Origin of the sequence: Nioella sediminis (assembly GCF_001879695.1) — a bacterium.
In the GTDB taxonomy this organism is placed as follows: domain Bacteria; phylum Pseudomonadota; class Alphaproteobacteria; order Rhodobacterales; family Rhodobacteraceae; genus Nioella; species Nioella sediminis.
In genome coordinates, this window is sequence record NZ_MNBL01000047.1 from 22,105 (window position 1) to 47,912 (window position 25,808).

General features: G+C 61.4%; 22 protein-coding genes and 1 tRNA gene. 7 read left to right on the forward strand and 16 right to left on the reverse strand.

Going from position 1 to position 25,808, the window contains the following annotated elements; genetic code table 11:
• Window positions 1–64: 64 nt before the first annotated feature.
• From BKY26_RS07300 to BKY26_RS07355, 12 genes are all read right to left on the reverse strand, one after another.
• A complete protein-coding gene (locus BKY26_RS07300) occupies window positions 65–1,696 on the reverse strand; it encodes an ABC transporter substrate-binding protein (RefSeq protein ID WP_071689743.1) in 1,632 nt (543 codons plus the stop codon).
• Window positions 1,697–1,801: 105 nt separating this feature from the next.
• Window positions 1,802–3,532, reverse strand: coding sequence for a sigma-54-dependent Fis family transcriptional regulator (locus tag BKY26_RS07305; RefSeq protein WP_071689744.1), 1,731 nt, complete (start codon window positions 3,530–3,532; stop codon window positions 1,802–1,804).
• Between the two features lie 171 nt (window positions 3,533–3,703).
• Complete coding sequence (locus BKY26_RS07310; RefSeq protein ID WP_071689745.1) at window positions 3,704–4,183, reverse strand: peroxiredoxin family protein; 480 nt, start codon at window positions 4,181–4,183, stop codon at window positions 3,704–3,706.
• Between the two features lie 28 nt (window positions 4,184–4,211).
• Window positions 4,212–4,544: a carboxymuconolactone decarboxylase family protein gene (locus BKY26_RS07315; RefSeq protein WP_071689746.1), complete on the reverse strand. Its 333-nt coding sequence runs from the start codon at window positions 4,542–4,544 to the stop codon at window positions 4,212–4,214.
• A gap of 61 nt (window positions 4,545–4,605) precedes the next feature.
• Window positions 4,606–5,706, reverse strand: coding sequence for an acetoin dehydrogenase dihydrolipoyllysine-residue acetyltransferase subunit (locus BKY26_RS07320; protein WP_071689747.1), 1,101 nt, complete (start codon window positions 5,704–5,706; stop codon window positions 4,606–4,608).
• A 4-nt stretch (window positions 5,707–5,710) separates the two neighbouring features.
• Complete coding sequence (locus tag BKY26_RS07325; protein WP_071689748.1) at window positions 5,711–6,718, reverse strand: alpha-ketoacid dehydrogenase subunit beta; 1,008 nt, start codon at window positions 6,716–6,718, stop codon at window positions 5,711–5,713.
• A 29-nt stretch (window positions 6,719–6,747) separates the two neighbouring features.
• Window positions 6,748–7,728, reverse strand: a complete 981-nt coding sequence (locus tag BKY26_RS07330) for a thiamine pyrophosphate-dependent dehydrogenase E1 component subunit alpha (protein WP_071689749.1) — start codon at window positions 7,726–7,728, stop codon at window positions 6,748–6,750.
• 11 nt (window positions 7,729–7,739) lie between these two features.
• Complete coding sequence (locus BKY26_RS07335) at window positions 7,740–8,783, reverse strand: ATP-NAD kinase family protein (protein ID WP_071689750.1); 1,044 nt, start codon at window positions 8,781–8,783, stop codon at window positions 7,740–7,742.
• A 319-nt stretch (window positions 8,784–9,102) separates the two neighbouring features.
• Entirely contained in the window at window positions 9,103–9,900 is a 798-nt protein-coding gene (locus tag BKY26_RS07340) for an FAD binding domain-containing protein (protein ID WP_071689751.1), read from the reverse strand.
• Window positions 9,901–9,911: 11 nt separating this feature from the next.
• Window positions 9,912–12,266, reverse strand: a complete 2,355-nt coding sequence (locus tag BKY26_RS07345; RefSeq protein WP_071689752.1) for a xanthine dehydrogenase family protein molybdopterin-binding subunit — start codon at window positions 12,264–12,266, stop codon at window positions 9,912–9,914.
• Between the two features lie 14 nt (window positions 12,267–12,280).
• Window positions 12,281–12,751 carry a (2Fe-2S)-binding protein gene (locus BKY26_RS07350; RefSeq protein WP_071689753.1) on the reverse strand — a complete coding sequence of 157 codons (471 nt, stop codon included), beginning with the start codon at window positions 12,749–12,751 and terminating at the stop codon, window positions 12,281–12,283.
• A gap of 39 nt (window positions 12,752–12,790) precedes the next feature.
• Window positions 12,791–13,291: an SRPBCC family protein gene (locus BKY26_RS07355; RefSeq protein WP_071689754.1), complete on the reverse strand. Its 501-nt coding sequence runs from the start codon at window positions 13,289–13,291 to the stop codon at window positions 12,791–12,793.
• A gap of 80 nt (window positions 13,292–13,371) precedes the next feature.
• On the opposite strand from BKY26_RS07355, the gene BKY26_RS07360 reads away from it, so the two are divergent.
• Entirely contained in the window at window positions 13,372–14,652 is a 1,281-nt protein-coding gene (locus BKY26_RS07360) for an RNA polymerase factor sigma-54 (protein ID WP_158514313.1), read from the forward strand.
• A 163-nt stretch (window positions 14,653–14,815) separates the two neighbouring features.
• On the opposite strand, the gene BKY26_RS07365 is transcribed toward BKY26_RS07360, so the two are convergent.
• The 4 genes from BKY26_RS07365 to BKY26_RS07380 all read right to left on the reverse strand — a co-directional run bounded on the left by BKY26_RS07365 (window position 14,816) and on the right by BKY26_RS07380 (window position 18,305).
• A tRNA-Ser gene (locus BKY26_RS07365) sits at window positions 14,816–14,905 on the reverse strand.
• A gap of 82 nt (window positions 14,906–14,987) precedes the next feature.
• Window positions 14,988–15,935 (reverse strand): glucokinase, encoded by a 948-nt coding sequence (locus BKY26_RS07370; RefSeq protein ID WP_071689756.1) that lies wholly within the window; start codon window positions 15,933–15,935, stop codon window positions 14,988–14,990.
• Window positions 15,936–15,952: 17 nt separating this feature from the next.
• Entirely contained in the window at window positions 15,953–17,269 is a 1,317-nt protein-coding gene (locus tag BKY26_RS07375) for a GH1 family beta-glucosidase (protein ID WP_071689757.1), read from the reverse strand.
• Window positions 17,270–17,273: 4 nt separating this feature from the next.
• On the reverse strand, window positions 17,274–18,305 hold the full coding sequence (locus BKY26_RS07380; protein ID WP_071689758.1) for a LacI family DNA-binding transcriptional regulator: 1,032 nt from the start codon (window positions 18,303–18,305) through the stop codon (window positions 17,274–17,276).
• 250 nt (window positions 18,306–18,555) lie between these two features.
• On the opposite strand from BKY26_RS07380, the gene BKY26_RS07385 reads away from it, so the two are divergent.
• The 6 genes from BKY26_RS07385 to BKY26_RS07410 all read left to right on the forward strand — a co-directional run bounded on the left by BKY26_RS07385 (window position 18,556) and on the right by BKY26_RS07410 (window position 25,793).
• Window positions 18,556–19,899: an ABC transporter substrate-binding protein gene (locus BKY26_RS07385; protein WP_071689759.1), complete on the forward strand. Its 1,344-nt coding sequence runs from the start codon at window positions 18,556–18,558 to the stop codon at window positions 19,897–19,899.
• A 69-nt stretch (window positions 19,900–19,968) separates the two neighbouring features.
• Window positions 19,969–20,946, forward strand: a complete 978-nt coding sequence (locus BKY26_RS07390) for a carbohydrate ABC transporter permease (protein WP_071689760.1) — start codon at window positions 19,969–19,971, stop codon at window positions 20,944–20,946.
• Window positions 20,946–22,169 (forward strand): carbohydrate ABC transporter permease, encoded by a 1,224-nt coding sequence (locus BKY26_RS07395; protein WP_071689761.1) that lies wholly within the window; start codon window positions 20,946–20,948, stop codon window positions 22,167–22,169. Before BKY26_RS07390 ends, BKY26_RS07395 begins: the two co-directional genes overlap by 1 nt.
• A gap of 15 nt (window positions 22,170–22,184) precedes the next feature.
• Window positions 22,185–23,831: an alpha-glucosidase gene (locus BKY26_RS07400; RefSeq protein ID WP_211267991.1), complete on the forward strand. Its 1,647-nt coding sequence runs from the start codon at window positions 22,185–22,187 to the stop codon at window positions 23,829–23,831.
• A complete protein-coding gene (locus BKY26_RS07405) occupies window positions 23,824–24,924 on the forward strand; it encodes an ABC transporter ATP-binding protein (protein ID WP_071689762.1) in 1,101 nt (366 codons plus the stop codon). The genes BKY26_RS07400 and BKY26_RS07405 overlap by 8 nt, the downstream gene beginning before the upstream one ends.
• A gap of 113 nt (window positions 24,925–25,037) precedes the next feature.
• Window positions 25,038–25,793, forward strand: a complete 756-nt coding sequence (locus BKY26_RS07410; RefSeq protein ID WP_071689763.1) for an SDR family NAD(P)-dependent oxidoreductase — start codon at window positions 25,038–25,040, stop codon at window positions 25,791–25,793.
• Window positions 25,794–25,808 lie beyond the last annotated feature (15 nt).

Consider the following 25,808-nt stretch of genomic DNA (forward strand, 5'->3'; position numbering starts at 1 on the left):
GCGTGCCGTGTCAGGCGGGCCCGATCTTTGCCGGGCCCGCCGCATGTCTGGAAAAAGCGAAGCGCTACGCCTCGTCGACGATGGTCGGCCAGGTTTCGCGGCTGGCGAGGATGGCCTCCTCGATCCCGTTGCGCCGCTGGCGCCGGATGATCCGCTCCCATTGGCTCTGGGCTGCGTCCATCGCCTCACGCGGGGTTTTCTGCCCGGTGATCGCGGCCTGAAGCTCATCATCCAGAGCATTGTCGAGCGCGGTCTGCCCGGCAAAGTTGATCGACGGAACCGAGCGGGCGATGGTCGCCGGGATCGTTTCCATGGAGTATTGCTGGTAGGTCGATGCAACCAGCGGTTCCCGGAAGTTCGCCTGCTGCATCGGGTCGAAATAGCCGCCCGGATTGCCCGCCATCCAGGTATAGGTGCGGGTGGACGACAGCCATTGCAGGAACAGATAGGCGGCTTCAGGGTATTGCGACTGCGACGAGACCCAGGCGGTGATGTGGTAGTACAGAACCGACCGACGGTTGATCTGGTCGCCGAAGCGACGCCCGACCGGCAGATGGCTGTCGATCATACCTGTTGCAGCGGAACGCGGCGTACCGTCGGGGTTATACCCGTCCCCGAACTTCACGAGGTTGGTGTAGATCGCCGTATGGGGAATGCGCAGGTTCCACATCTGATCATAGGCTTCGGCGAAGGTGTAGGTCAGCGCATCGGGCGGCGTCCAGTCGAAGGAGCGCACATGCTCTTCCGCGCACTGGATGCCCAGTTCGGTGTTCAACTGAGGGTTGGCGTCCTCATCGAAGAAATGGAAGTTCGGGAAGTCCATCGAGGCAAAACGCGCATAGAACGTCGCCAGCCCCCAAAACGGGCTCATCAGGTTGCCGTTGCCATACATGGTGCCATAACCGAAATCCTTGCCGGTGAAGAATTCGGAAATCCGGTCCACCTCTTCCCAGGTGTTCGGCACAGCCAGTTCGTGCCCGGTTTCCGTCAGGAAGGCGTCCTGAACCTCGGGCATCTCATAGATGCCGCGCAGGTAGAACCAGGTCTGGAAATCGCCGTCGAGCGACACCGAGTAATAGTCACCGGCATAGGTATAGAGCAGCTGCTCCATCTCAGGCGTCGGCGTGCCCCGCTCCGGGTCGCCCCAGTCGGGCTGGTACTGCGCCACGAAGTTGGAACAGTTGACCGCACCGCCGGACGACACGAGATCGCCGGTGGAATTCCACGGTCCAGTGTAGATGTCATAAGATCCGGCTTGCGTCGTGACGTCCTGCATGACCTTGGTGAAGATGTCTTCGGCCGGAAAACCGACAATGTCGATCTCGATGCCGGTTTCGCGTTCCCATACTTCCTTGACCGACGGCGCCCCGTCGGGGAACGGCCGGGTGATCTGGCCGATGGCCCCGTCCGTCAGCAGCATGGTCAGGCGTTCGGGGACTCGGCCAGCTGCACGCAGCGCCCGGATACCCTCGATTGCACGGCCTTCGGACATCGTGCCGTTGTACTGGAACCTCTCGGCGCCATCAAAACCCGTGGGACCACCGGTCATGCCTGCGGCGAATTCCTGCGCGCTGGCGGGCGCGGCCATGAAATTGCCCAGCATTCCCATGCTGCCAGCGGCTGCCATGGTCGCCGAAGAGCTTTTCAGGAACTGGCGGCGAGATGGGTGAAGTAGTTTGGGTGTTCTGAATGACATGATCTTCCTCCCTTTTGGACATTCAAAGTCGAAGTCACAAAGGAGAAAGCAACGAACGTGCCATTCGGGGAGGGTGGGCGCAATATTATTGCGTCACGTCATCCCCTAAGAAACGATATGTTCAGGTAAATCAGCCACTTCAACCTTGCCGCTGTCACAGAGCGCAAGGCAAAGCTCGAAGACGTTCATCATTTCCCGGATGTTGCCTGGCCAGTGGTAGGCGGCCAGCACGTCCTCGGCTTCTTTCGAGAACCGCAACGGCCCGTCCGGCGAAACAACGCTGGAAATTTGTTTGATGATCCAGTGCTTGTCTTCACGATCTCGCAAGGCTGGAATCGATAAGACGACGCCATTCAGACGATAATACAGATCCTGACGGAACTGCCCGGCATCCACGAGGGCCTTGAGATTCCTGTGGGATGCCGACACGACGCGAATATCGACCGGCACGGGCTTGGTTGCCCCGACGGCCATGACCTCTTTCTCGGCCAGAACCCGGAGCAGCCGTGCCTGAAGCGCCAGCGGCATATCGCCTATCTCATCGAGGAACAAAGTGCCCCCGTTGGCTTGCTCGATCAGCCCTTTCTTGCCCTTGGCATTCGCGCCGGTAAACGAATTGGGCGCATAGCCAAAGAGCTCGCTTTCGATCAACGCCTCAGGCAGTGCGGCGCAGTTGATCGCTATAAACGGCCCCTTCTTCTTGCGCGCCTCGTGCAGGGCCTTGGCGACGAATTCCTTTCCGACCCCGGTTTCCCCTTCGAGGATGATGCTGATCTGCTTGTCAACGATCCGCGCGGCCTTTCCGGCCAACGCCTGCATACGGCTGTCTCCGCCATGAATCCGCGCGAGTGCTTCTGGCAGTTGTGGACGTGACGTCGCCGGCTCGGGTCTGACCGGCGCGCGCACATCGGCAAACATGATCTGGCCATCGGCCATCTCGATGGCCTGTTCACCGGGTGTTTCCGCCCCCATAAGACGCGGGATGTCATTGAAATCGAAATCGAACACGTCTTCAAACGGCTTGCCGACAAAGCCCTGCACACTCTTCCAGCTCTGACCAATGGTTTTGGCAAAAAGGCGGTGTGCCCCGTGGGTCAACCCCGAAATCGTTCCGTCTGCAGCGATCGAAACCGCACAGTTCGGATCGACGCCCAGGAACTCCGACGTCCGGTTCAGCCGCAATATCCAGTCGGACTTGCGGGAATTCATCAGGTTGGCCAGTTCGATCCGGCGCACACAGGATTTGACCACTTCCAGAGTCAGCGCCTGTGAGTATTTCTCGCTTGGCGACATCAACAGCGACACGTCAAGCACCCCGATGGGAGAGCCATCGGAATGGTAGATCGGGGCTGCGGTGCAACTGAGCGGTGTGTGCGCCATGTCGAAGTGATCGGTCTGATGGATCGTCAAAGCCTCGCCCGAAGCCAGACAGGCGCCGACCCCGCATGTTCCGGCGTTTTCTTCCGACCATTCGGACCCGATATATAACCCGGCCCGTTTGAGTTCGCGGTCGACCTTTTCGTCACCGATGAAATCGACGGTCACCCCCTTGGCATCGGTCAACAGCAGCACGTAACCCATGGAGTTCACCCGTCGATACAGGTCCTCCATCCCGAACCGGGCAATCGACAACAGGTCCTCGGCCTCTTGCTGATGCTGGCGCAGGGCTTTCTCAGGCAGAATCCGAGCTTCGCCCTTGTGTTCGGGGTCAAGCTTGTGGTCGTTCAGGCAGCGCAGCCAGGATTCGACAACCACGGCATCGCGCGTGGTTTGCTTGCCTTCCGAAGCGTCAACGATTTCCCGAACGTGATGTTCAAATGCACGAGATTGATCCATGTCTCCGCTCCTCCCAAAGCGTCGAACAACCTGGAGGTCATCGGCTCCCTCTCAGGTTGTGCATTTTTTAACCGTTTTCTCTTAAAAGTGCTAATCCTTTCGAGATCTGAGAACGTGGAGAAGCCGCGAACGCCTGCTCGCGACTTCCGGCACCTTTCTGCATCCAAGGCATCACAGTCCGGCCAGCACCGCCTCTGCGCCGGAAACAGACACGGCCGTGGCGTCGGGTTCGATCGCGCAGCTTTCCACCACGCCATCTCTGATGACAGCTGCATAGCGTTGCGTTCGCATCCCAAGACCCAGTTCGGTCAGATCCAGGATCTGGTCGGCATCTTTCGTGAAACCCAGACTGCCATCGGCAACAAATGTCAGCACGCCCTCAGGGTCCATCTGGTCCGCCCAGGCCTTTGCAACGAAAAAGTCGTTCGGCACCAGAATGATGACCTCATCAACGCCCTTTGCTTTCAGGCGCGCAAGGTTCTGGACATACCCCGGCACGTGATCATCCGAGCAGGGCGGGGTAAACGCCCCGACCAATGCAACCAGAACAAGTGTCTTGCCGGTCGACCGTTCGGAAAGGTCGATCTGGACGATTTCACCGCCCACGAATTGCTGCACCGGCGTTGTGGGTATCGTTGATCCTGTTTCCATCGGAAACTCCCTGAAGTGTTGGATGTCGTCAAAGGTTATCAAAGGCATCAAGCGCTTTTGCGGCGTAAACCGTGCCGGGGCCGCCCGACATTTCGATGGTCACGGCCAGCACCTCGACAAGGGTGTCGCGACTGGCGCCATGGGTTTTCGCTTCGTTGACGTGGTAGAGGATGCAATCCTCACAGCCCCGTGCCGCTGCAATGGCTACAGCGATACACTCCTTCATGGCTGACGAGATACTTCCCTCTCGAACAGCGGTATCGCCCAGACCCTTGAAGGCCAGCATGGTTTTCTGATCGGCTTTGAAGAGGCCCATCAATCGTTTGTTGGTCTCGGCCAGTTTTTCCTTGTGTGTGCTCATCTTGTCTTTCCATGGGAATAGGCCCGCCCGGCGGGAGGGGACCGGGCGGGCGGGGATGGGGTCAGAGCTGTTCCTTGATCAGCTCGTTGACCCGGGACGCGTTTTCCATCATCACCATATGCCCGGCATCAGCGACCACGGTGACCTTCGCACCTGTGATGGCAGCGGCGTGGGAGTTCGGGATAACCGCGTCGGCCTCTCCCCAGACGACCTGAATCGGGAGATCCAGGCTGCTCAGACCGTCAGCGATGCCGACAGCTTGTTTGCCATCCGAAAACAGATTGCCCCTGAGCGTATCAAGGAACGCCTGCACGCCATCGAGGCGCTTGTATTTCAGCAGATCGTCCACCATCGAACGGCTCACGAGGCTCTGATCCGCAAAAAGGTGCTTCAGGGTTGGTTTGAGTTCCTTGCGGTTGGCGGCAGACACGAACCCGTCGATATAGTCCGAATTGATCTCGTTCCCGAGACCGGCAGAGCAGATCAGCGTCAGCGATGCGACGCGTCCTCCGTGATCAATTGCGGTTTGCCCTGAAACGAGCCCCCCCATCGAATGCCCAACCAGATGGGCCTTATCGATCAAGAGGTGATCCATCAGTTGAATCACCGCTTCGACCATTGTGCCAAGGCCCGGGTTATCGATGGATTTGACCGATCCGCCATGTCCGGGCAGGTCAAGTGCATAGACCGGGGCGTCCGCAGCGATTGCGTCGATGTTGAAGAGCCAGTTGTCGCTGTCTCCGCCAAAGCCATGGATCAGGATCACAGGCGTGCCGTCACCGTCGCGCGACGCATAGCGGATGCGGCCCACCCCCAGCTCTGCAATCTCATGCGTGGGCGCTTCGTCCTCATCCTCTTCGATCACGGGCATTTCGAATGCGCCGATATAGGCGTCGATCTCGGAATCCGAGACCGACGCCGGCGCCAGGACACCCAAAAGAGCCTGAACCGGATAAATCTCTCCGGCTATCCCGACGCATCTGCGCAGGAGGCCACCATCGGCGGCCTCCACGACATTTGCGATCTTATCGGTTTCGACATCCATGATCTCGTCGCCGGGTTTGATCTCTGTACCTTCCTCGACATGCCAGGCGGCGAGGGTGCCTTCCCGCATGGAAAGGCCCCATTTTGGCATGAGGATCGGCGTTATCAGATCGCTCATCCGTTCACGCCCCCATGGTCTTGCGCACCGCCGCCGCGATGCGGTCGGGCGACGGGATGTAGAGGTCTTCCAGCGCGGGCGAGAACGGAACCGGCGAATGCGGAGCTGTCACCATCTCGATTGGCGCTTTCAGCGCTCCGAACGCATCCTGGGCCACGTTTGCCGAGATGTCGGTGGCGATGGAACAACGCGGGTTCGCCTCGTCGACGCAGACCAAACGGCCGGTATTTTCGACGCTTTCGATGACCGTATCCATGTCGATCGGGCTGAGCGTGCGCAGGTCGATCACCTCGACGTCGATGCCTTCTTTCTTCAGGGTCTCGGCAGCAGCCAGCGAATTGGGCACCATCAGGCCATAGGTCACGATGGTCACGTCGCTGCCTTCGCGGGCGATGCTCGCTTCACCGAAGGGGATGGCATAGGGCTCCTCCGGCACATCGCATTCGGAGGCGTAGAGGTTCTTGTGCTCCAGGAAGATCACCGGGTCGTTGTCGCGGATCGCCTGGATCAGAAGGCCCTTGGTGTCATAGGCGTTGGACGGACAGACCACCTTCAGACCCGGAATATGGGTGAAGATCGGGGTCAGCATCTGGCTGTGCTGCGCCGCCGCGCGGAAACCCGCGCCGCACATGGCCCGGATCACCACCGGCGTTTCGGCCTTGCCGCCGAACATGTAGCGGAACTTGGCTGCCTGGTTGTAGATCTGGTCCAGGCAGACGCCCATGAAATCGATGAACATCAGCTCCGCCACCGGGCGCAGCCCGCAGGTCGCCGCGCCGATGGCCGCGCCGACATAAGCGCTTTCCGACAGCGGCGTGTCGATCATCTGCTTGGGGTGCTTGTGGTAAAGCCCTTTCGAGACCCCCAGAACCCCGCCCCAGGCGTCATCCTCGCCCGCCGCACCAGCGCCGCCGACGATATCCTCGCCCATCATGATCACCGTGGGGTCGCGGGTCATCTCCTGATCCAGCGCCTCGTTGATCGCGTCTTTCATGCTCAATGTACGTGCCATTTTCTATCTCCTTTCCTTGTCAGCGCGTGTCAGTAGGACACGTACACGTCGGTCGTCAGGTCTGCGGGGGTGGGCAGCGGCGCGGCCTTGGCCTCGGCCACCGCGTCCTCGATCAGGGTCATGACCTCGGCGTCGATGGCGTCGAGCTCGGCGTCGTTCAGAACACCCGCCTCGGTCACCTTGGCGCGGAAGATCTTGAGACAATCGCGGTTCTTGCGGTTGTCCTCGTTCTCGCCCGGGGCGCGGTAGGTCTGCGCATCGCCTTCGAAATGGCCGAAGAAGCGGATCATCTTGCATTCCAGCAGGGTCGGCCCGCCGCCTTCACGCGCACGCTTCACGACCTCGCCCGCCGCTTCGTAGACGGCGAAGAAATCGGTGCCGTCCACGGTGATGCCCGGCATGCCGAAACCGGTCGCACGGTCGACATAGCTGTCGGACGCCACCGCGTAGTCTACCGAGGTCGATTCCGCGTAGCCGTTGTTTTCCACCACGAAGATCGCCGGCAGGTTCCAGATCGCGGCCAGGTTCATCGATTCCAGCACCGTGCCCTGGTTCGAGGCACCGTCACCGAAGAAGGTGATGCCCACACCGTCATGGCCCAGCTTCTGGGCCGCCAGCGCGGCACCGCAGACCAGCGGCGCACCGGCGCCGAGGATGCCGTTGGCGCCCATCATGCCCTTGGACAGGTCGGCGATATGCATCGATCCGCCCTTGCCCGCGCAGGAGCCGGTGGCCTTGCCGTAGATCTCGGCCATCATGCCTTTCACATCCACGCCCTTTGCGATGCAATGGCCGTGGCCCCGGTGGGTCGAGGCGATGCGGTCATGATCCTGCAAATGCATCATGATGCCGACGCCCGCGGCCTCTTCGCCTGCATAAAGATGGACGAAACCGGGGATGTCCCCGCGGCCGAAATCGACATGCAGGCGTTCTTCGAATTCCCGGATCGTTTTCATCCGGCGATAGGCTTCCAGAAGCCCGTCTTTTTCCAGTGGGAACGGGTTGCTCATGAGGTCCTCCCTTATGATTGAGCGGTGCGCAGCGCCTCTGACGCGGCGCGGGTGTGAAGCCCGTGCCTGGCCGCATAGGCCATGCAATCGGGCACGTTGACGGTGCGGAACGCATCGGCCTGAAGCCGGATGCTGACATCGTCGATTTCGCTGAAGGTCAGTTCCCGTTCCCCATCGAGTGCAAAGGACCCGGCGGAAACGCTTGGCAGATAGACCTCGTTGGGAACAACCTTCTCGATAGCCCCGATGCCGACCTCTTCGATCAGGCCCGGCGCAATGGGGGCGGTCAGACGCAAGTTTGCGGTCTCAAGCGGTAGAAGTCGTACCCTTCGCCCCTCGGGTGCCTGCCGATCAAGCGGTGCTAGAAGCCCTACGATGGAGGACATGCCGATACCGTCAGGCCGGCCGAAGGTGACAAACAGGTCGCGGAAGTTCGCCGTCTTCCAGATGGCGCGGGCACCGATGAAGCGCTCGGAAACGACGGCCACATCGACAAGTGCGATCTCGCGCTGATCGTTCACGCGGACTTCCAGCCGCTTGTTGTAGGCAAAGGCGTGCTCGCAGGGCACTTGTCCCGTTACCGCCAGACCGACCGCCAGTCCGGTGATGGTCGGTTCGCGCAACTCTGGAAAAGCGTTGTTGGTGCCGGTGGACACGCCCGCAATCGGCGTATTGCCGCATTTGGACACAACCACCCGATTGGTTCCGTCACCGCCCAGAACAACAATCGCTCCGACACCCTGATCGTGCATCTGGCGGGCGGCTTCCGCGCTATCCTCGGAGGTGCAGGTGACCGGCATGTCCAGATAGCTGACGCGGGGAAACCGAACGTGACCCATGCGGTTTTCGCGGTCGATGACGCGCATCAGCTGAGTTCGGATCCCACCGTTTTCCGGCATGATCACCACCTCTTCAACGCCCGTCGCCATCAGCCCAGTCATCATCCGGAGCACGATATTGGCCCGGTCGTTGATTGGCAGATTGCCCGCATGGCTGACGATCCGGCGAATGTCGCGGGCAGAGACAGGATTTGCGATGATGCCAACTTTGGTCACGAGTGATGCCTCCCTTTCAATGAGAGAAAGCAACGTTTGTGCCAATTGAGTTTCGAATTAATCTCGTCGCCACCTGTGCGCAGGGCTAGATGCCGAGCGCAAGCAAAGGTTGCTTTGCGACTGCGCGGATACGCTCTTCCTCTACCATGCTGGCAAAGGATTTGAGCGGCGCCCGGCAGACCGCTCGCCGCATTCGAGACTTCTGGATGCTTGTGGAGGCGGAATGCGGATGAATTTCTCAAAGGCCCAAATCGGCCTGACTCATCACCGGCATTCATGCGGAAAGACCCCGAGCGCAGGCTCCGGGTCTTTCAATGTTTCAGGATGCGGCGGCAACCGCACGCGCTGTCAGAACCTGAACCAGGTTCGCGCGATAGCTTCCATCGCCATGCAGGTCGCTGATCATCCCTTGCGACCTGACTGACAGCCCGCCAATCGCATCTGCTGTAAAATCAGACGACAATGACGTTTCGGCGTCTGTCCATCGGAATACGCCCTCTTCCGAGGCACCCGTTACGGCAACGCGCACGCCTTCCGCGAATTGCGCAACGAACACGCCCACCAGGGCAAAGCGCGAGGCAGGTTGCGCGAATTTCTGGTAATTCGCCGCCCGCGGGATCGGGAAGGTGATCGAGGTGATGACCTCGCCCGCATCAAGGGCCGTAGCGAACAGGCCCTGAAAATAGTCGTCGGCCGCAATGTCGCGCGTGTTGGTCGAGATGATTGCCCCCGTTCCAAGCACCGCCGCCGGATAACATGCCGCAGGGTCGTTATTGGCAAGGCTGCCGCCGATGGTGCCCCGATGACGGACCGCAGGGTCACCGATCCGGCCCGCCAGATCGCAAAGAGCGGGGAAGGCGGATCGCAACGCTGCGTGCCCTGCCACCTCTGCATGGGTGGTCATGGCGCCTATAGTGGCTGCGCCGTCGGTTATTGATATCCCGCGAAGCTCTTCTGCGCGCGAAATATCGACGAGGTCCGAGGGCGCGGCCAGTCGTGCCTTCATCGTGGGCAACAGCGTCTGACCGCCAGCAAGCAGCGCCCCGTCTTCGGCAGATGACAGAAGGCTCGCGGCCTCTGCTGCCGTTATGGCAGCGTGATAGTTGGTACTGTGCATTGTAACCTCCCTTATTCAGCGGCGACTTTGGCGCTGTTCAGCGCGGCCCAGACCTTGGCCGGGGTGGCCGGCATGCTCAGATCGTTGTTGCCAATTGCATCGGTGATCGCGTTGATGACCGCCGGTGGTGTGCCGATGGCCCCGGCCTCCCCACAGCCTTTCATGCCAAGGGGGTTGGTCGTGCAGGGGGTTGAGTGGTGCAGGACATCGAAGTCCGGCAGATCGTCGGCCCGAGGCATTGCGTAGTCCATATAGGACGCCGACAATTGCTGGCCGTCTTCGCTGTAACGCACTTCCTCCAGCATGGCCTGCCCGACACCCTGAGCGATGCCACCATGAACCTGGCCTTCGACAATCATCGGGTTGATGATGGTTCCAAAGTCATCCGACGCGACGAATTTCAGGATCTCGGTCTTGCCGGTCTGCGGGTCGACCTCCACCTCGCAGATGAAGCAGCCCATCGGGAAGGTGAAGTTCAGCGGGTCGTAGAACGCCCCTTCCTTCAGACCGGGTTCCATGCCCTCGGGCAGGTTGTGGCCGGTATAGGCCGCGAGGCCGACCTCGTGCCAGGCGAGAACCTTGTTGGTTCCGTCGACTTTGACCTGTCCGTCCTCGATCACGATATCGGCTTCCGACGCTTCGAGCAGATGCGCCGCCAGTTTCCTGATCTTGACCTCGAGCTTGTCGAGCGCCTTGACGATGGCCGACATGCCCACCGGGCCGGAGCGCGACCCATAGGTGCCCATGCCGAACTGGACCTTGTCGGTGTCGCCATGCACGATCTGCACGGTATCAATCGGCACCCCGAAACGATCGGCCACGACTTGCGCGAATGTGGTTTCGTGCCCTTGCCCGTGGCTGTGCGACCCGGTCAGAACCTCGATCGTGCCGACGGGGTTCATCCGCACCTCGGCGCTTTCCCAAAGGCCGACACCCGCCCCAAGCGACCCGACAGCAGCCGACGGCGCGATGCCGCAAGCCTCGATATAGCAGGACATGCCGATACCACGCAGTTTGCCGCGCATTGCGCTTTCAGCCTTGCGGGCGCCGAACCCGGCCCAGTCGGCGGCAACCATCGCCTGACGCATATTGCCTTCGAAATCGCCGGAGTCGTAGTTCATGATCACCGGCGTCTGATGCGGAAACTCGCGAATGAAGTTGATGTTGCGCAGATCCGCAGGATCCTTGCCCAGCTCTCGCGCGGCTGTCTCGATCATGCGTTCCACAAGATAAGAGGCTTCCGGTCGTCCCGCACCGCGATAGGCATCGACAGGCACCGTGTTGGTATAGACACCCAGAACCTCGCAATAGATGTTCGGGATATTGTAGGTGCCCGACAGCAGCGTCGCATAGAGATAGGTCGGAACCGCGCTGGAGAAGAGCGACATATAGGCCCCGAAATTGGCCTTGGTCGAGACCTTGAAGCCGACGATCCTGCCATCCTGATCGAAGCCCATCCGCGCTTTGGTCACATGATCCCGACCGTGTGCATCCGTCAGGAAGGCCTCGGTCCGGTCGGAGGTCCATTTGACAGAGCGATTGGTCTTCATCGACGCCCAGAGACAGGCGATCTCTTCGGGATAGATGTAGATCTTGGATCCAAAGCCGCCGCCCACATCGGGCGCAATAACGCGCAGCTTGTGTTCCGGCGCAACGTTATAGAACGCGCTTAACACCAGACGCGCCACATGCGGGTTCTGACTGGTTGTATAGAGCGTATAGTGATCCTCGGCATCGTCATAGATGGCCACGGCTGAACGCGGCTCCATCGGGTTCGGCGACAGACGGTTATTGGTGATGTCCATCTCGGTGATATGCGCAGCATCCGCCAATGCGGCCTCGGTGGCGTCATTCTCTCCGATCTCCCAGTCATAGACGATGTTGCCCGGGGCGTTTTCGTGGATCTGCGGGGCGCCATCAGCAAGCGCTGCCGCGAGACTGGCCGCAACCGGCAGTTCCTCGTAGTCGATCTCGACGGCCTCTGCCGCCGCGCGGGCCTGGGCATTGGTTTCGGCAATCACGATCGCCACCGCGTCGCCCACATAGCGGGTCTTTTCCGTGGCAAGCGCCGACCAGGCGCCCATGTTCATCGGGCTGCCATCCTTGGAGGTGATCGCCCATCCGCAGATGATATTGCCGATCCCGTCCCCGGTCAGTTCCGCGCCGTTGAGAATGGCAATGACGCCATCCATGGCCTCGGCCGCACTCGTGTCCATGTTGTTGACCCGCGCATGGGCATGCGGCGAGCGCACGAAGGCCGCGTAGGCCTGGTTTTCCATGCGGATATCGTCGGTGTATTTTCCCTTGCCGGTCGTGAAGCGCTTGTCTTCCTTGCGCTTGACTGCGGCACCAATCCCTTGGCTCATCAGATGACCCTCCCTTACATCTCGCCAGCGGCCTGGCTGATGGATTTCACGATGTTGTGGTACCCGGTGCAGCGGCAGATATTGCCTTCCAGCTCGTGCCGGATTGCAGCCTCATCAAGCGTTTTGCCCTCGGCCTTGTAGCGGTTGACCATGTCGATCCCGCTCATGATCATGCCCGGCGTGCAGAAGCCGCATTGCAGACCGTGATTGTCGTTGAAGGCCTTTTGCATCGGATGCAGCCCCCCGTTGGCGACGCCTTCGATCGTTGTCACCTCGGCCCCGTCTGCTGCCGCTGCCAGCATCGTGCAGGATTTCACGGCCTTGCCATCGACATGGACAACACAAGCCCCGCATTGCGACGTGTCACAGCCCACATGCGTGCCGGTCAGGCGCAGGGTTTCGCGAATGAACTCGACGAGCAGCATGTTGTCTGCTACGTCTCCGCCAACCGGTTTCCCGTTAACGGTCATCTTTATCTCGGACATCAGATCCTCCCTTGATCCATTGGGTCTGCGAAGCGCCGATCAGCTCACAAGCCTGTTCAGCCACCCCTTCTTTTTCTGTGCCGGTGATGCGATGTCGTCGGGGCCTTCGATCTCAACCTGAAGGTTTGCAAAGAACTGATCGGCCATTTTCTTGGCGAATCCGTCAATTATGCGCGACCCAAGCTGTGCGAGCTTGCCCCCGACTTTCGCCTCGACATGATAGTGAAGTACGGTGCAATCGCCGTCCTCTTCGAGATGCACCCTTGCTCCGCCCCTGGCGAAACCGGCGGCGCCGCCCTTGCCTTCGCCGTCCAGTGTCAAGCTTTTGGGCGGGACCATGTCGGACAGTCTTACCAAGCCCACGAAGGTCGCTTTGACCGGTCCGACTTTCTGAACCACGGTCGCCTCGAACCCCGTTTCGGGTGAGCCAGACATCTCGGTGCACCCCGGAACGCAGGCTTTCAGGCAATCAGCTGACAGTATCGCGTTCCAGACATCGGCTCTGGGCGCCGCGATTTTCCTCGATCCGGTAAGGTCCATGAGTCGACTTCCCTCCACTTGTCCTGTATCTGCAAGCAACAAACATGCCAGTAATTGACATCAGGCTTTGACGGATGCCCTTGAAACAGGTCCAGCAGCAGACACAGGTGCAAAAACTGGCATTGACCCAGACGATGCGGACGTCTCTGTCATTGCTGGCTATGGACCAGGAAGAGGCCGCCAAACTCATCGAGCGCGAACAAGGCAGAAATGCGTTTCTCCGATCGGTCCCGTCGATCCCCGTCAAAAGCGCCGCTCATCACGAGGAGATCGAAAGGCCGGAGGAGCAGAGCCGGACGGACGCACTCCTTCACCAGGTCGGGCTGATCAAACTATCCACAAGACAGGCGCATCTTGCCGAAGGTCTTGTGCATAGCCTCGATCACCGTGGCTTTCTGGCTGACACACCCCAGGAGATTGCAGGGTATCTTGAGTGCGGCCTTGATGAATTGATGGACCTCGTCGCAAAGCTTCAAAGAGAAGTGGAACCCGCCGGAGTTTTCGCGTGGTCGCTGGCGGATTGCTTTCGATTGCAGCTCGAGGCCAGAAACCGCTTTGATCCGCTGATCGAGAGGCTGCTTGAACGGCTGGACTTGATCGCGAGCAAAGACGTCGCGGCAATCTGCGCTGAATGCGGCGTCGACGAGGAAGACGCGGTCGACATGCTGGAGGATATCCGTGGCCTCAACCCCGCCCCACTGGGGCATCAACCCGATCCGGTCACGACAGAGCAGGCGCCGGATCTTCTGATCCATCAGGATGATGATGGAGGTTTCACGGTCGCGCTGAACGAAGCCGCGATGCCCACACTCCTTGTAGATGACGCGCTGTTTTCGACGACGATGGCGGCAGAGACCGATGACAGGGCTCAAGTCTACTATCGGGACTGCTATCGGGAAGCGGGAAACCTGGTCCGCGCCATGCAGAAACGTGCCAATACGATCCTCGCCATCGGCACCGCACTCGCCCGGCATCAGGAAAAGTTCATCAGAACCGGACGTGACCGTGACAGGCAACCTTTGACGATGGCTCAGCTTGCCTCGGAGATCGGCGTCAACAAGAGCACGATCAGCAGGGCCATGTCCGGTTGCAGCATCAGGACGGATCGCGGAACCCATGCTGCCACGGCATTCCTTGCACGGCCGCTAAACGAACAGGAGTCCGGACGAACCCGGGAACAGGCCCTTCAGCGTCTCAAGCTGCTGATCGCAACCGAGAACGCGCGAAACCCTCTCTCAGACGAGGATCTTGCCGGGCAACTGAAGAAGGCTGGCATGCCAATGTCCCGTCGGACTGTGGCCAAGTACCGAGCCCTGCTCGCAATACCCGGCGCGTATGAACGGCGTCGAAAGCAAGCTTGAGTGTCCCTTGCAGAGTCGGCTTTCGGCGCCACGCGTCATAGACGCTCATGAAGCGAGAAAGCGGACAATCCGGATTGGAATGCCGTCGAACTGTGGGCCCAATTGTGGGCATCACACCGTCGGATCAAGACAGTTCAAGGATCTTCGATATGTTCTGTCAGTATGGCGGAGAGACAGGGATTCGAACCCTGGAGACGGTCTCCCGCCTACACACTTTCCAGGCGTGCGCCTTCGACCACTCGGCCACCTCTCCGTGCCGGGCGGAGATAGCGCAAGGACCGGGCCGGGTGCAAGGGGGCTTGTCGCATGCAGGGCAAAAAAATGTGACAGCGTGATCAGCCGATGGGCAGGTGCCCCAGATGCGACGCGCATCCGGTCAGGGCGGCATAATCGTCCTGCACCACGGCCACGCCGAACTGCTCCATGAAGCCTGTGAACCGGCCTTTGCCCCGGAACGCGTCGGCAAATCCGAGAGGAGCCAGCCAGGGCGTGATCGCGCGGGCCATGCCGCCGATTAGGTAGATACCGCCGAAGGGCAGGTGGATGAGCGCGAGGTCGCCCATGACAGTGCCCATCAACTCGATGAAGAGCCGTGCGGTCTCGGTGGCCTTGGGGTCGCCCTGCGACAGGCGGGAAATGATCTCGACCCCTTCCAGATCCTCACCATGAAGATGCCGGTGAACCCGGACGAATCCGCCGCCTGACAGCGCGTCCTCGACGGCGGCGAATCCGTGACGGGGTTCCATCGCTTCAGCCAGCGCCGCAAGGGCAGGGGTGTGGCGCGGCATGGTGATATGGCCGCATTCCGAGGGCGGCACGAAGCGCCCGCCCGACGTGTCATAGACCGGGGCCGCGTTGAACCCGGTGCCAAGCCCCACCACCAGCTTGGCCGCATGACGCATGGCATCGGGTTGCGGCAGCAGGCGGGCGAGGTCGTCTTCTTCCAGATGGCCAAGCGCGTGGCCCTGTGCCTGAAGGTCATTCAGAACCGCCAGCTTACGGGCACCCGTAACGGCCCCCAGCCCCTCTCGATCCACCCGCCAGTCCAGATTGGTCATCTGCCCCACGCCGTCGCGCACCGGCCCGGCAATGGCCACACAGGCCCCGGTCAGGGCACCGGGCTGCATTTCCTCGATATAACGTGCCAGATGCGTGTCCAGCCCGGATACCCCGGCATTGGAATAGCGCCGCACCGTGTCGCGCTGCACCTCGAAGCCACGGGCCAGCGCCACGCGGGTATTGGTGCCACCGATATCGGCCACGAGCGAGATGTCACGGTGCATGGGCAGGATCCCCCTGGTTAGCGCAAACGCTGCGCGAGGGCGTGATAGGATGCTTTGGGCGTTCTCTTCAAGCTTTCGAAGTCCACATGGACCAGTCCGAAGCGTTTTTCATAGCCAAGCGCCCATTCGTAATTGTCCATCAGCGACCAGATGAAATAGCCGCGCAGGTCCACGCCCTCGGCCATGGCGCGGCGGCAGGCGTCCAGATGCGCGTCGATATAGGCCAGCCGTTCGGGGTCGGTCACCGTGCCATCCACCAGCATATCCGCATTCGCCATGCCGTTTTCGGTCACGTAGATCGGCAGGTTGGGCACCAGATCGGCGGTGCGTTTGAGGAAGTGGTAGAGCCCGTCGGGGAAAATCTCCCACCCCATCTGGGTCTTGGGCAGGGGGCCGTCGAGTTCTGCCAGCGCGGGCCAGGGGCCGGGGGCAGGGGCGATGTTCTTGCGGGTATAGTAGTTCAGCCCGATCCAATCGAGCGGCTGGCCGATGGTGGCGAAATCATCCTGCCAGCCGTCGGGCAGATGCGGTTCCAGACCCGCCAGCGCTTCCGCAGGGTAAGCGCCTTTGAAAATACCTTCCAGAAAGAAGCGGTTGTAATAGGCGTCATAGGTGGCGGCGGCGCGGGCGGCCTCTCGGCTGTCATCCACCGGGTTGGCCCACTCCATGTTGAAGACACCGCCGAGGTTCGCCATCCCCAAGCCCCGCATCACCTCGATTGACCGGCCATGGGACAGCAACACATGATGCATGGCGCGGGCGGTGGCGCGGATATCGCGCAGGCCAGGGGCGTGATGGCCCAGGAAGTGGCTCAGCCAGCCGACGCACCACGGTTCATTGATCGGGGCGGCAGACCAGACCCGGTCCCCGATCCGGCCCATGACGATTTCCGTGAAATCCGCGAACCAGCCCGCGATATCGCGGTTGCGCCAGCCGCCCCGGTCGGCCAAGGGCTGCGGCAACTCCCAGTGATAGAGCGTCGCGGCAGGTTTCAGCCCGCGTTCCAGCAACCCGTCCACCAGCCGATCATAGAAATCGAGCCCCTCCGGGTTGGGCCTGCCCGTGCCTTCCGGCATCACCCGCGCCCAGGAGGTCGAGAAGCGGTAAACATCGACGTTGAGGGCGCTCAGCAGATCGAGGTCTTCGTCCATCCGGTGATAATGGTCACAGGCTCGCCCCCCATGTTCGGCGCGAACCACATTGCCGGGCGTGGCTGCGAAGCTGTCCCAATGAGTGGGGCCTGCGCCGCCATAGTCATGCCCTTCGATCTGATAGGCCGAGGTCGCGGCCCCGAAGAGGAAGCCCTCGGGGAAATCCTGGCGTGTCCATGTCATGTTGTCAGCTTTCTTGCGGGGCAGGGCCGGTGGATCGGCCCAGCATCAGTTCGGCTTCCAGAAGGTGATGGCGCGGGGTGCGGGCAGGGTCTTCGATCAGCTCCAGCAGCGTGTTCGCCGCGATCCGCCCCGCTTCGCGCACAGAGGACCGTGTGGCGGTGAAGATCGGCACGTCCTTGCCATTGCCCAGATAGCTCAGCTCGTCGTCATGGGTGATGACGCTGACATCGCGGCCCATCTTCAGATCTGCCTCCTCCAGCGCGCGACGCACCCCGATGGCGGAAATCAGCGAGGATACCAGAAAGGCCGTCGGCGGAGTGTGCCCGGCCAACATCCGGCGGGCGGTGTCATAGCCATAGTGCTCGGTCATCTCGTCGCTGGCCCCAAGCGCCGGGTCAGCTGCCAGCCCTCGTTCACGCAGGGCCTTTTCATAGCCCTGACGGCGGCGAATGGCGAAATCCATGTCTTCCAGCCCGTTGACCAGGGCGATCCGACGATGGCCCAGATCCAGCAGCAGTTCTGTCGCCCGCGAAAAGGCGCGGCGGTTGTTCACATCCACCCAGGAATAATCGCTGTCCTCGGCAGAGGCCCGGCCATGCACCACGAAGGGCAGGTCCAGGTCCTGCAACAGCTTGATCCGCCGTTCATTGGCACGGGGGCCGTGGATGACGATGCCGTCGACGGTCTTTTTCTGGGCAAGGCTGCGATAGGTGGCATCCTCGGCGTCATCGGGCACGATCGACAGGGTCATATCGTAGCCCGCCTTGGCGTAGGCTTCACCGGCACCGGCGATGAAGTCGGAGAAGACCGGGTTCATCATCTCGTGCCGGGTCGAGATCGGGATGACATGGCCAATCATGTGGGCGCGGCCCGTGGCCAGGCTGCGGGCGCGGGTATTGGGGCGGTAATTGTGGCGATGCGCGGCATCCTGCACCCGCTTGCGTGTGGCCTCGCTAACCTCCGGATAGCCGTTCAGGGCCCGGCTGACCGTGGTCTGCGACAGGCCGAGGGATTCGGACAGTTGTTTGAGGTTCATAGCCAAGAGGGCACCCAAAGCGCTTTCAAACTTTGGGCAGTATCCCCGAAAATCCGGGGCTGTCAAAGGCGAATTCCACAAGCCAAGCATGAGTTTTCGGCCGTGTGCGCCCTCTTTTTGTGCGGATTCCACAATCCTCATTGACAGAAAACCGGGAATCGCGGATGCCTAGAGAGGTGTCAAAGCGCTTTGGAAACGTAGGTACTGCGTTCCAATCAACCGGGGCTTCGGCCCATTCTGGGAGGAAACCATGAAGAAATCGTTACTCGCCGGCGCCGCAGCGCTGGCTCTTACCGCAGGTATGGCGCAGGCCGACGGGCATATGATGTTCGCGCCCGGCGAAGGCGCCTTCAACTGGGACAGCTTCACCGCCTTTGCAGACGGCAATGACCTGTCCGGTCAGACCCTGTCGATCACCGGCCCCTGGATCGGCCCCGACGCCGAACTGGTCGAAAGCATCCTGGCCTATTTCGAGGAAGCGACCGGTGCGACGGTGAACTATTCCGGCTCCGACAGCTTCGAGCAGGATATCGTGATCGCCACGCAGGCGGGCAGCGCGCCCAATATCGCCGTGTTCCCGCAGCCGGGTCTGGCCGCTGACATGGCCTCTCGCGGGCTGCTGACGCCGCTGGCCGATGGCACTGCTGACTGGGTGTCTGCCAACTACGCGGCAGGGGATTCCTGGGTCGATCTGGGCACCTATGCAGGCCCCGATGGGGACGAGGCGCTTTATGGGTTCTTCTACAAGGTCGACCTGAAATCGCTGGTCTGGTACAGCCCCGAAGCCTTCGACGAGGCCGGCTATGACATCCCGACCTCGATGGAAGAGCTGATGGCTCTGACCGACCAGATCGTCGCCGATGGCGGCACGCCCTGGTGCATCGGTCTGGGCTCGGGTGCCGCCACCGGCTGGCCCGCGACCGACTGGGTCGAAGACCTGCTGCTGCGCACGCAGCCTGCCGATGTCTATGATGGCTGGGTGACGAACGAGATCCCCTTCACCGATGAACGTATCGTCGGCGCGATCGAGGCTTTCGGCCATTTCGCCCGCAATGATGCCTATGTGAACGGGGGTGCCAGCGCCGTCGCCACCACCGACTTCCGCGACAGCCCTGCGGGCCTCTTCTCCTATCCGCCGGAATGCTACATGCACCGTCAGGCGTCGTTCATCCCCACCTTCTTCCCCGAAGGCGCGGATGCGGACTTCTTCTACTTCCCGTCCTATGAGGAAGGCGATCTTGGCAACCCGGTGCTTGGCGCGGGCACGCTTTGGGCGATCACCGATGACGCCCCGGCGGCCCATGTCTTCATGGAGTTCCTGCAAACCCCCATCGCGCATGAGTTGTGGATGGCACAGTCGGGATTCCTGACCCCGCATAGCGGCGTTAACCTCGACGTGTTCCCGTCCGACGCGCAGCGCGCGATGAACGAGATCCTTCTGGGCGCGACCACCTTCCGCTTCGACGGGTCCGACCTGATGCCGGGCGAGATCGGCGCAGGCGCGTTCTGGACCGGTATGGTCGACTACACCTCTGGTGCCGACGCCGCAGATGTGGCGCAGGCGATCCAGGACCGTTGGGACTCGATGCAGTAACACCTGCTGGTCCGGGCCGCATCCGCGCGGCCCGGACCGCTTCAGACCTGATGTCGGGAGGGCAAGGTCATGTCACCGCTTTTGCAGGGTGTGATTACCATCGTCGTGGGCGTGTTCGGTTGCGTGGGCTATTTCTACGCCGCGAACCTGATCCTCGACAAAGTAATCTTTCCGCCCCGTGGCCCCCAGGCGGGTCGCAATATCAACCGCGCCACCGCCGTCCGGCCTTGGCTGTTCCTGTTTCCGGCAATCTTCGCCCTGTCGCTCTATCTGGTCTACCCGGTGATCGGCAGCCTGTGGCGCTCGATGCATAACCGAGCCGGGGATGAGTTCATCGGACTCGACAATTACGGGTTTCTGTTTGGTGACCCGGAGTTCCTTCAGGCCCTTCTGAACAACGCACTCTGGGCGCTTGTCGTGCCCGCTGCCGCGACCTTTCTGGGCCTGCTGGTGGCACAACTGACCGACCGGCTGTCTTGGGGCAACATCGCCAAGTCGCTCATTTTCATGCCGATGGCGATCTCTTTCGTGGGGGCCTCGCTGATCTGGAAATTCGTTTACGCGGGCGATCCCGATATCGGCATCATCAACGCCCTGCGCGACGTGATCGGGCTTGACCCGATGGACCCGGTGCAGGTGCCGTTCTGGAACAACTTCTTCCTGATGGCGATCCTTGTCTGGATCCAGACCGGATTCGCCATGGTGATCCTGTCGGCCGCCCTGCGCGGTATTCCCGAAGAAACGGTCGAGGCCGCGATCATCGACGGGGCGAACCCGTTCCAGCTGTTTTTCAAGATCAAGGTGCCGCAGATCATGGGCACCATCGTGGTGGTCTGGACGACGATCACCATCCTCGTGCTCAAGGTGTTCGACATCGTCTACACGATGACCGGCGGCAATTTCGGCACCCAGATCCTGCCAAGCTACATGATGAGCTTCATGTTCCGCGATGACGGGCGGGCGACCGCCGTGGCCGTTGTGATCATGATCGTGGTGCTTCCCGTGATGATCTGGAACATCCGCCAGGCCCAGAAGGAGATGCGCTGATGGAGAATATCGCTGGCAAAAGCTCTGGCCTGAAATGGGCCGTCAACATCTCCGTGGCGCTTCTGGTGATTGCGTGGCTGATCCCGACTGTCGGGCTCTTCGTGTCATCCTTCCGCGACCGTGACCAGATCACCGCATCGGGCTGGTGGAACGCGCCGTTTTCGGTGGAACTGACTTACCGCACCCGCGCCAATGACGGCGAGCCTATGCAAGAGGGCGATCTGTGGGTCGTCGAGGGCAATATCTTCGCCACCTCTGAAGTGGCCGAGGCCTTTGCCAATGGCGAGGCGTCCATCACCGCCTTTGGCGTCACCGGTCGTGAACCGACCGCTTATCCGGCCGGGACCGAGGGCGAGACCCGCGATGGCGGCACGCTGACGGTCAATGCCGATGGTAGCTACCGGTACACGACGGCGGAAACGCCCGATGACCGGGGCCTGCGCATCTATTTCGGGGCCGCGACGCCGCCGGATTTCACGATGGACAACTACCTGACCATCCTGACCGCGCAAACCACCGAAGAGCGTGAAGAAGCCTATGCCGAGGGTCAGAGTTTCTGGGAAATCCTGTCGGACGAAAACGGCGTCTTCCGCAACTTCATCAACACTTTCACGGTCACGATCCCCTCGACCGTCATCCCGATCCTGATCGCGGCCTTCGCGGCTTATGCGCTGGCCTGGATGGATTTTCCGGGGCGTGGCCTGCTGATTGCCTGCATCGTCGGCCTTCTGGTGGTGCCCCTGCAATTGGCGCTTGTGCCGCTGCTGAACCTGCACAACCAGATCGGCATCGGGCAGAGCTTCGTCGGCATCTGGCTCGCCCATACCGGGTTCGGCCTGCCGCTGGCGATCTATCTTTTGCGCAACTACATGGTCGGGCTGCCGCGCGACATCATTGAAAGCGCCAAGGTCGATGGGGCCACCGATTTCCAGATCTTCACCAAGATCATCCTGCCGTTGAGCTTCCCCGCGCTGGCCAGTTTCGCCATCTTCCAGTTCCTCTGGACATGGAACGATCTGCTGGTCGCCAAGGTTTTCCTGCCCTCCGACGACGCTTCCAAGGTCATGACCGTGCGCATTGCCGATGACCTGCTCGGCTCTCGCGGTGGCGACTGGGGCATTCTGGCGGCGGCGGCCTTCGTGTCCATCGCGGTGCCGGTCCTCGTCTTCTTCACCATGCAACGTTACCTCGTGCGCGGCCTTCTGGCTGGCTCGGTCAAATAAAGGGCATCAAGACCCATGAACCTCATGCAAGACATGACCCCTGCCCATGCGGCCTCTGTCGATAAGGACTGGTGGCGGGGGGCGGTGATCTACCAGATCTATCCGCGCAGCTTTCAGGACAGCAATGGCGACGGCATCGGCGATCTGTCGGGGATCATCCACCGGCTGGACCATATCGCGCGGCTCGGCGTCGATGCGATCTGGATTTCACCCTTCTTCCGCTCGCCCATGCTGGACTTCGGCTATGACGTCTCGGATTACCGCGATGTCGACCCGATGTTCGGCTCACTCGGCGATTTCGATGCGCTGATCAAGCGTGCCCATGATCTGGGGCTGAAAGTGCTGATCGACCTTGTGATCAGCCACACCTCGGATCAGCACGCCTGGTTTCAGGAAAGCCGCCAGAGCCGCGACAACGCGCGCGCCGACTGGTATGTCTGGGCCGATGCCAAGCCTGATGGCACACCGCCCAACAACTGGCTGTCCATTTTCGGCGGTTCCGCCTGGGAATGGGATGGCGAACGGATGCAGTATTACCTGCATAATTTCCTGTCCGAACAGCCTGACCTGAACCTGCACAACCCGGATGTGCAGGATGCCCTGCTGGATGTGGTGCGCTTCTGGCTGGAACGCGGGGTCGATGGCTTCCGTCTGGATACGATCAACTTCTATTTCCACGACAAGGAATTGCGCGACAACCCCGCGCTGGCGCCAGAGGCCCGCAACGCCACCATCGCGCCAGAGGTGAACCCCTATAACTGGCAGGATCACCTTTACGACAAGAACCAGCCGGAGAACCTGGAATTCCTGCGCCGCTTCCGTGCTGTGATGGATGAGTTCGATGCCGTCGCCGTGGGCGAGGTGGGTGACGCGCAATACGGGCTGGAGATTCAGGCCGAGTACACATCGGGCGGCGACAAGGTGCAGATGTGCTATTCCTTCGAATTCCTGTCCGGGGTTTCGCCCACAGCGGAACGGGTGGGCGAGGTGCTGACCCGATATGAGGGGGCAATTGGCGACGGATGGGCCTGTTGGGCCTTTTCCAACCACGATGTCGTGCGCCATGCCAGCCGGTGGGCCCTGTCGGAAGCCGCGCAACGGGCCTATGCGGCGCTGCTGCTTTCCTTGCGCGGCTCTGCCTGTCTCTATCAGGGCGAGGAACTGGGCCTGACAGAAGCCTATGTGCCGTTCGAGCACCTGCAGGACCCCTACGGCATCCGCTTCTGGCCCAAGTTCAAGGGGCGCGACGGGTGCCGCACGCCGATGCCCTGGGTCACCGACAACGCCAATGGCGGGTTCACGGAAGGCAAGCCGTGGTTGCCCGTCGCGGTCGAACACCTGTCTCACTCCGTCTCCGCTCAGGAGGGCAAGGCCGATAGCGTGCTGGCCTTCTACCGCCGCATGATCCGCTTCCGCACGTCCGAGCCGGCCTTGGCAAAGGGCGATTTCACCCTGCTGACGGCAGCGGATGGCATCCTGTCCTTCACCCGCCAGCACGCGGGCCGTACGGTCCTGTGCATTTTCAACCTGTCGGACAGCCCGCGGGATATCGACATGCCCGATGGTGACTGGACCCCGCTTGCCGCGCCCTTCGATGGCACCCTTCAGACCCTCGGGCCCTGGCAGGCCCTTTATGCAGCACAGGAGAGCTCCGATGGCTGATCTCATCCTCAAGGACGTCGTCAAATCCTATGGCGATGTGAATGTCCTCAATGACATCAATCTCGATATCAAGACGGGCGAACTGATCGTCTTCGTCGGCCCTTCCGGGTGCGGGAAATCCACGCTTCTGCGGATGATTGCGGGGCTGGAGAAGATCACCGATGGCACCCTGTCGATTGACGGAGAGCCGATGAACGACGTGCCGCCCGCGCAGCGCGGCATTGCGATGGTGTTCCAGTCCTACGCGCTTTACCCGCATATGACGGTGCGCGAGAATATGGCCTTTGCCCTGCGCATCGCGGGCAAGTCGAAGGACGAAATCGACAGCGCCGTCAACGCCGCCGCCGACAAGCTGCAACTGACAGATTATCTGGACCGGCTGCCCAAGGCGCTGTCTGGCGGTCAGCGGCAGCGTGTGGCGATTGGCCGGGCCATTGTGCGCGATCCGAAGGTGTATCTCTTCGATGAACCGCTGTCCAACCTCGATGCGGCGCTTCGCGTGGCCACCCGGATCGAGATCGCGCAGCTGAAGGAACAGATGCCCGACTCGACCATGATCTACGTGACCCATGACCAGGTGGAGGCGATGACGCTGGCCAGCCGGATCGTGGTGCTGGCCAACAAGGGCATCGCGCAGGTTGGCAGCCCGCTGGAGCTTTACGAGCGCCCCCGGTCCACCTTCGTGGCCCAGTTCATCGGCAGCCCGGCGATGAACCTGCTGGCGGGCAAGATCGTCGGCACCGGAGAGGTCACGACGCTGGAACTGGCCGACGGGGCAGGGCGCATCACCTCGAATTACCCCTCGGTTGAGGCGGATATGGGGGCCGAGGTTGAAGTTGGCATTCGGCCCGAGGATATGGTGCAGACGGACTCTCCCGACTACGCCTTTGCGGGGACGGTCGATATCACCGAGGCGCTTGGGGAAGTAACTCAGCTCTACTTCTCGGTGCCGAGTGCCAATCATGACACCGATACGGTCATCGCCAAGTTGCAGGGGATCCATCAGGGATTGCGCGGCACCCGCGTCACCATGAGTGCGGCCCCGGAAAAGGTGCATGTCTTCCGCGATGGTGTGTCGCTGCACTACCGGTAATTGGTTCCTCCCGCGCCCGGCACGGCGCGACAGAAACGACGTTGCGTCTTGATTGACGCGGCGTCGTTTCCTTTCGTAATTGAACGCGTGTTCAATTTATCAGGGAGGCAGCCATGGACATCGCAACCGCACAGGTGATCGTGACAGGCGGGGCCAGCGGGCTAGGGGCCGCGACGGCGGCATATCTGGCCGGGGCAGGGGCATCGGTCACGGTTTTTGACCGCGATGCGACCAAGGGGGCCGAGATGGCTGCAACCCCCGGCATCAGCTTCGCCGAGGTCGATGTGACCAGCGAAGACAGCGTTGCGGCAGGTGTGGCACATGCAGTTGCGCAGATGGGCGGCATCACCGCCGTGGTGAACTGCGCGGGCATCGTGACTGGCGCCAAGACGGTCGGATCGAAAGGCCCGTTTCCGCTCGACGCCTTTCAGCGTACCATCGACATAAACCTTGTGGGGGCCTTCAACGTGGCGCGGATGGCCGCGGTCGAGATGTCGAAGAACGCGCCCAATGAAGACGGCGAACGCGGGGTGATCGTCAACACCGCCTCCATCGCCGCATTTGACGGCCAGAAAGGGCAGGCGGCCTATTCGGCCTCCAAGGCGGGTGTGGCCGGTCTGTCCCTGCCCATGGCGCGCGATATGGGCGCGATCGGCATCCGGGCGAACGCGATTGCGCCGGGGCTGTTCCTGACGCCGATGCTGGAAAGCCTCGGGCCCGAGATGATGGCAGAGCTTGCCAGCGACGTGATCTTCCCGCGCCGTCTGGGTAACCCGCAGGAGTTCGCGCGGCTGGCCCGGTTCATGATCGAGATGCCGTATCTCAATGGTGAAACCATCCGTCTCGACGGGGCGCTGCGCCTGCCATAGGGTCTGGGGGTAGCT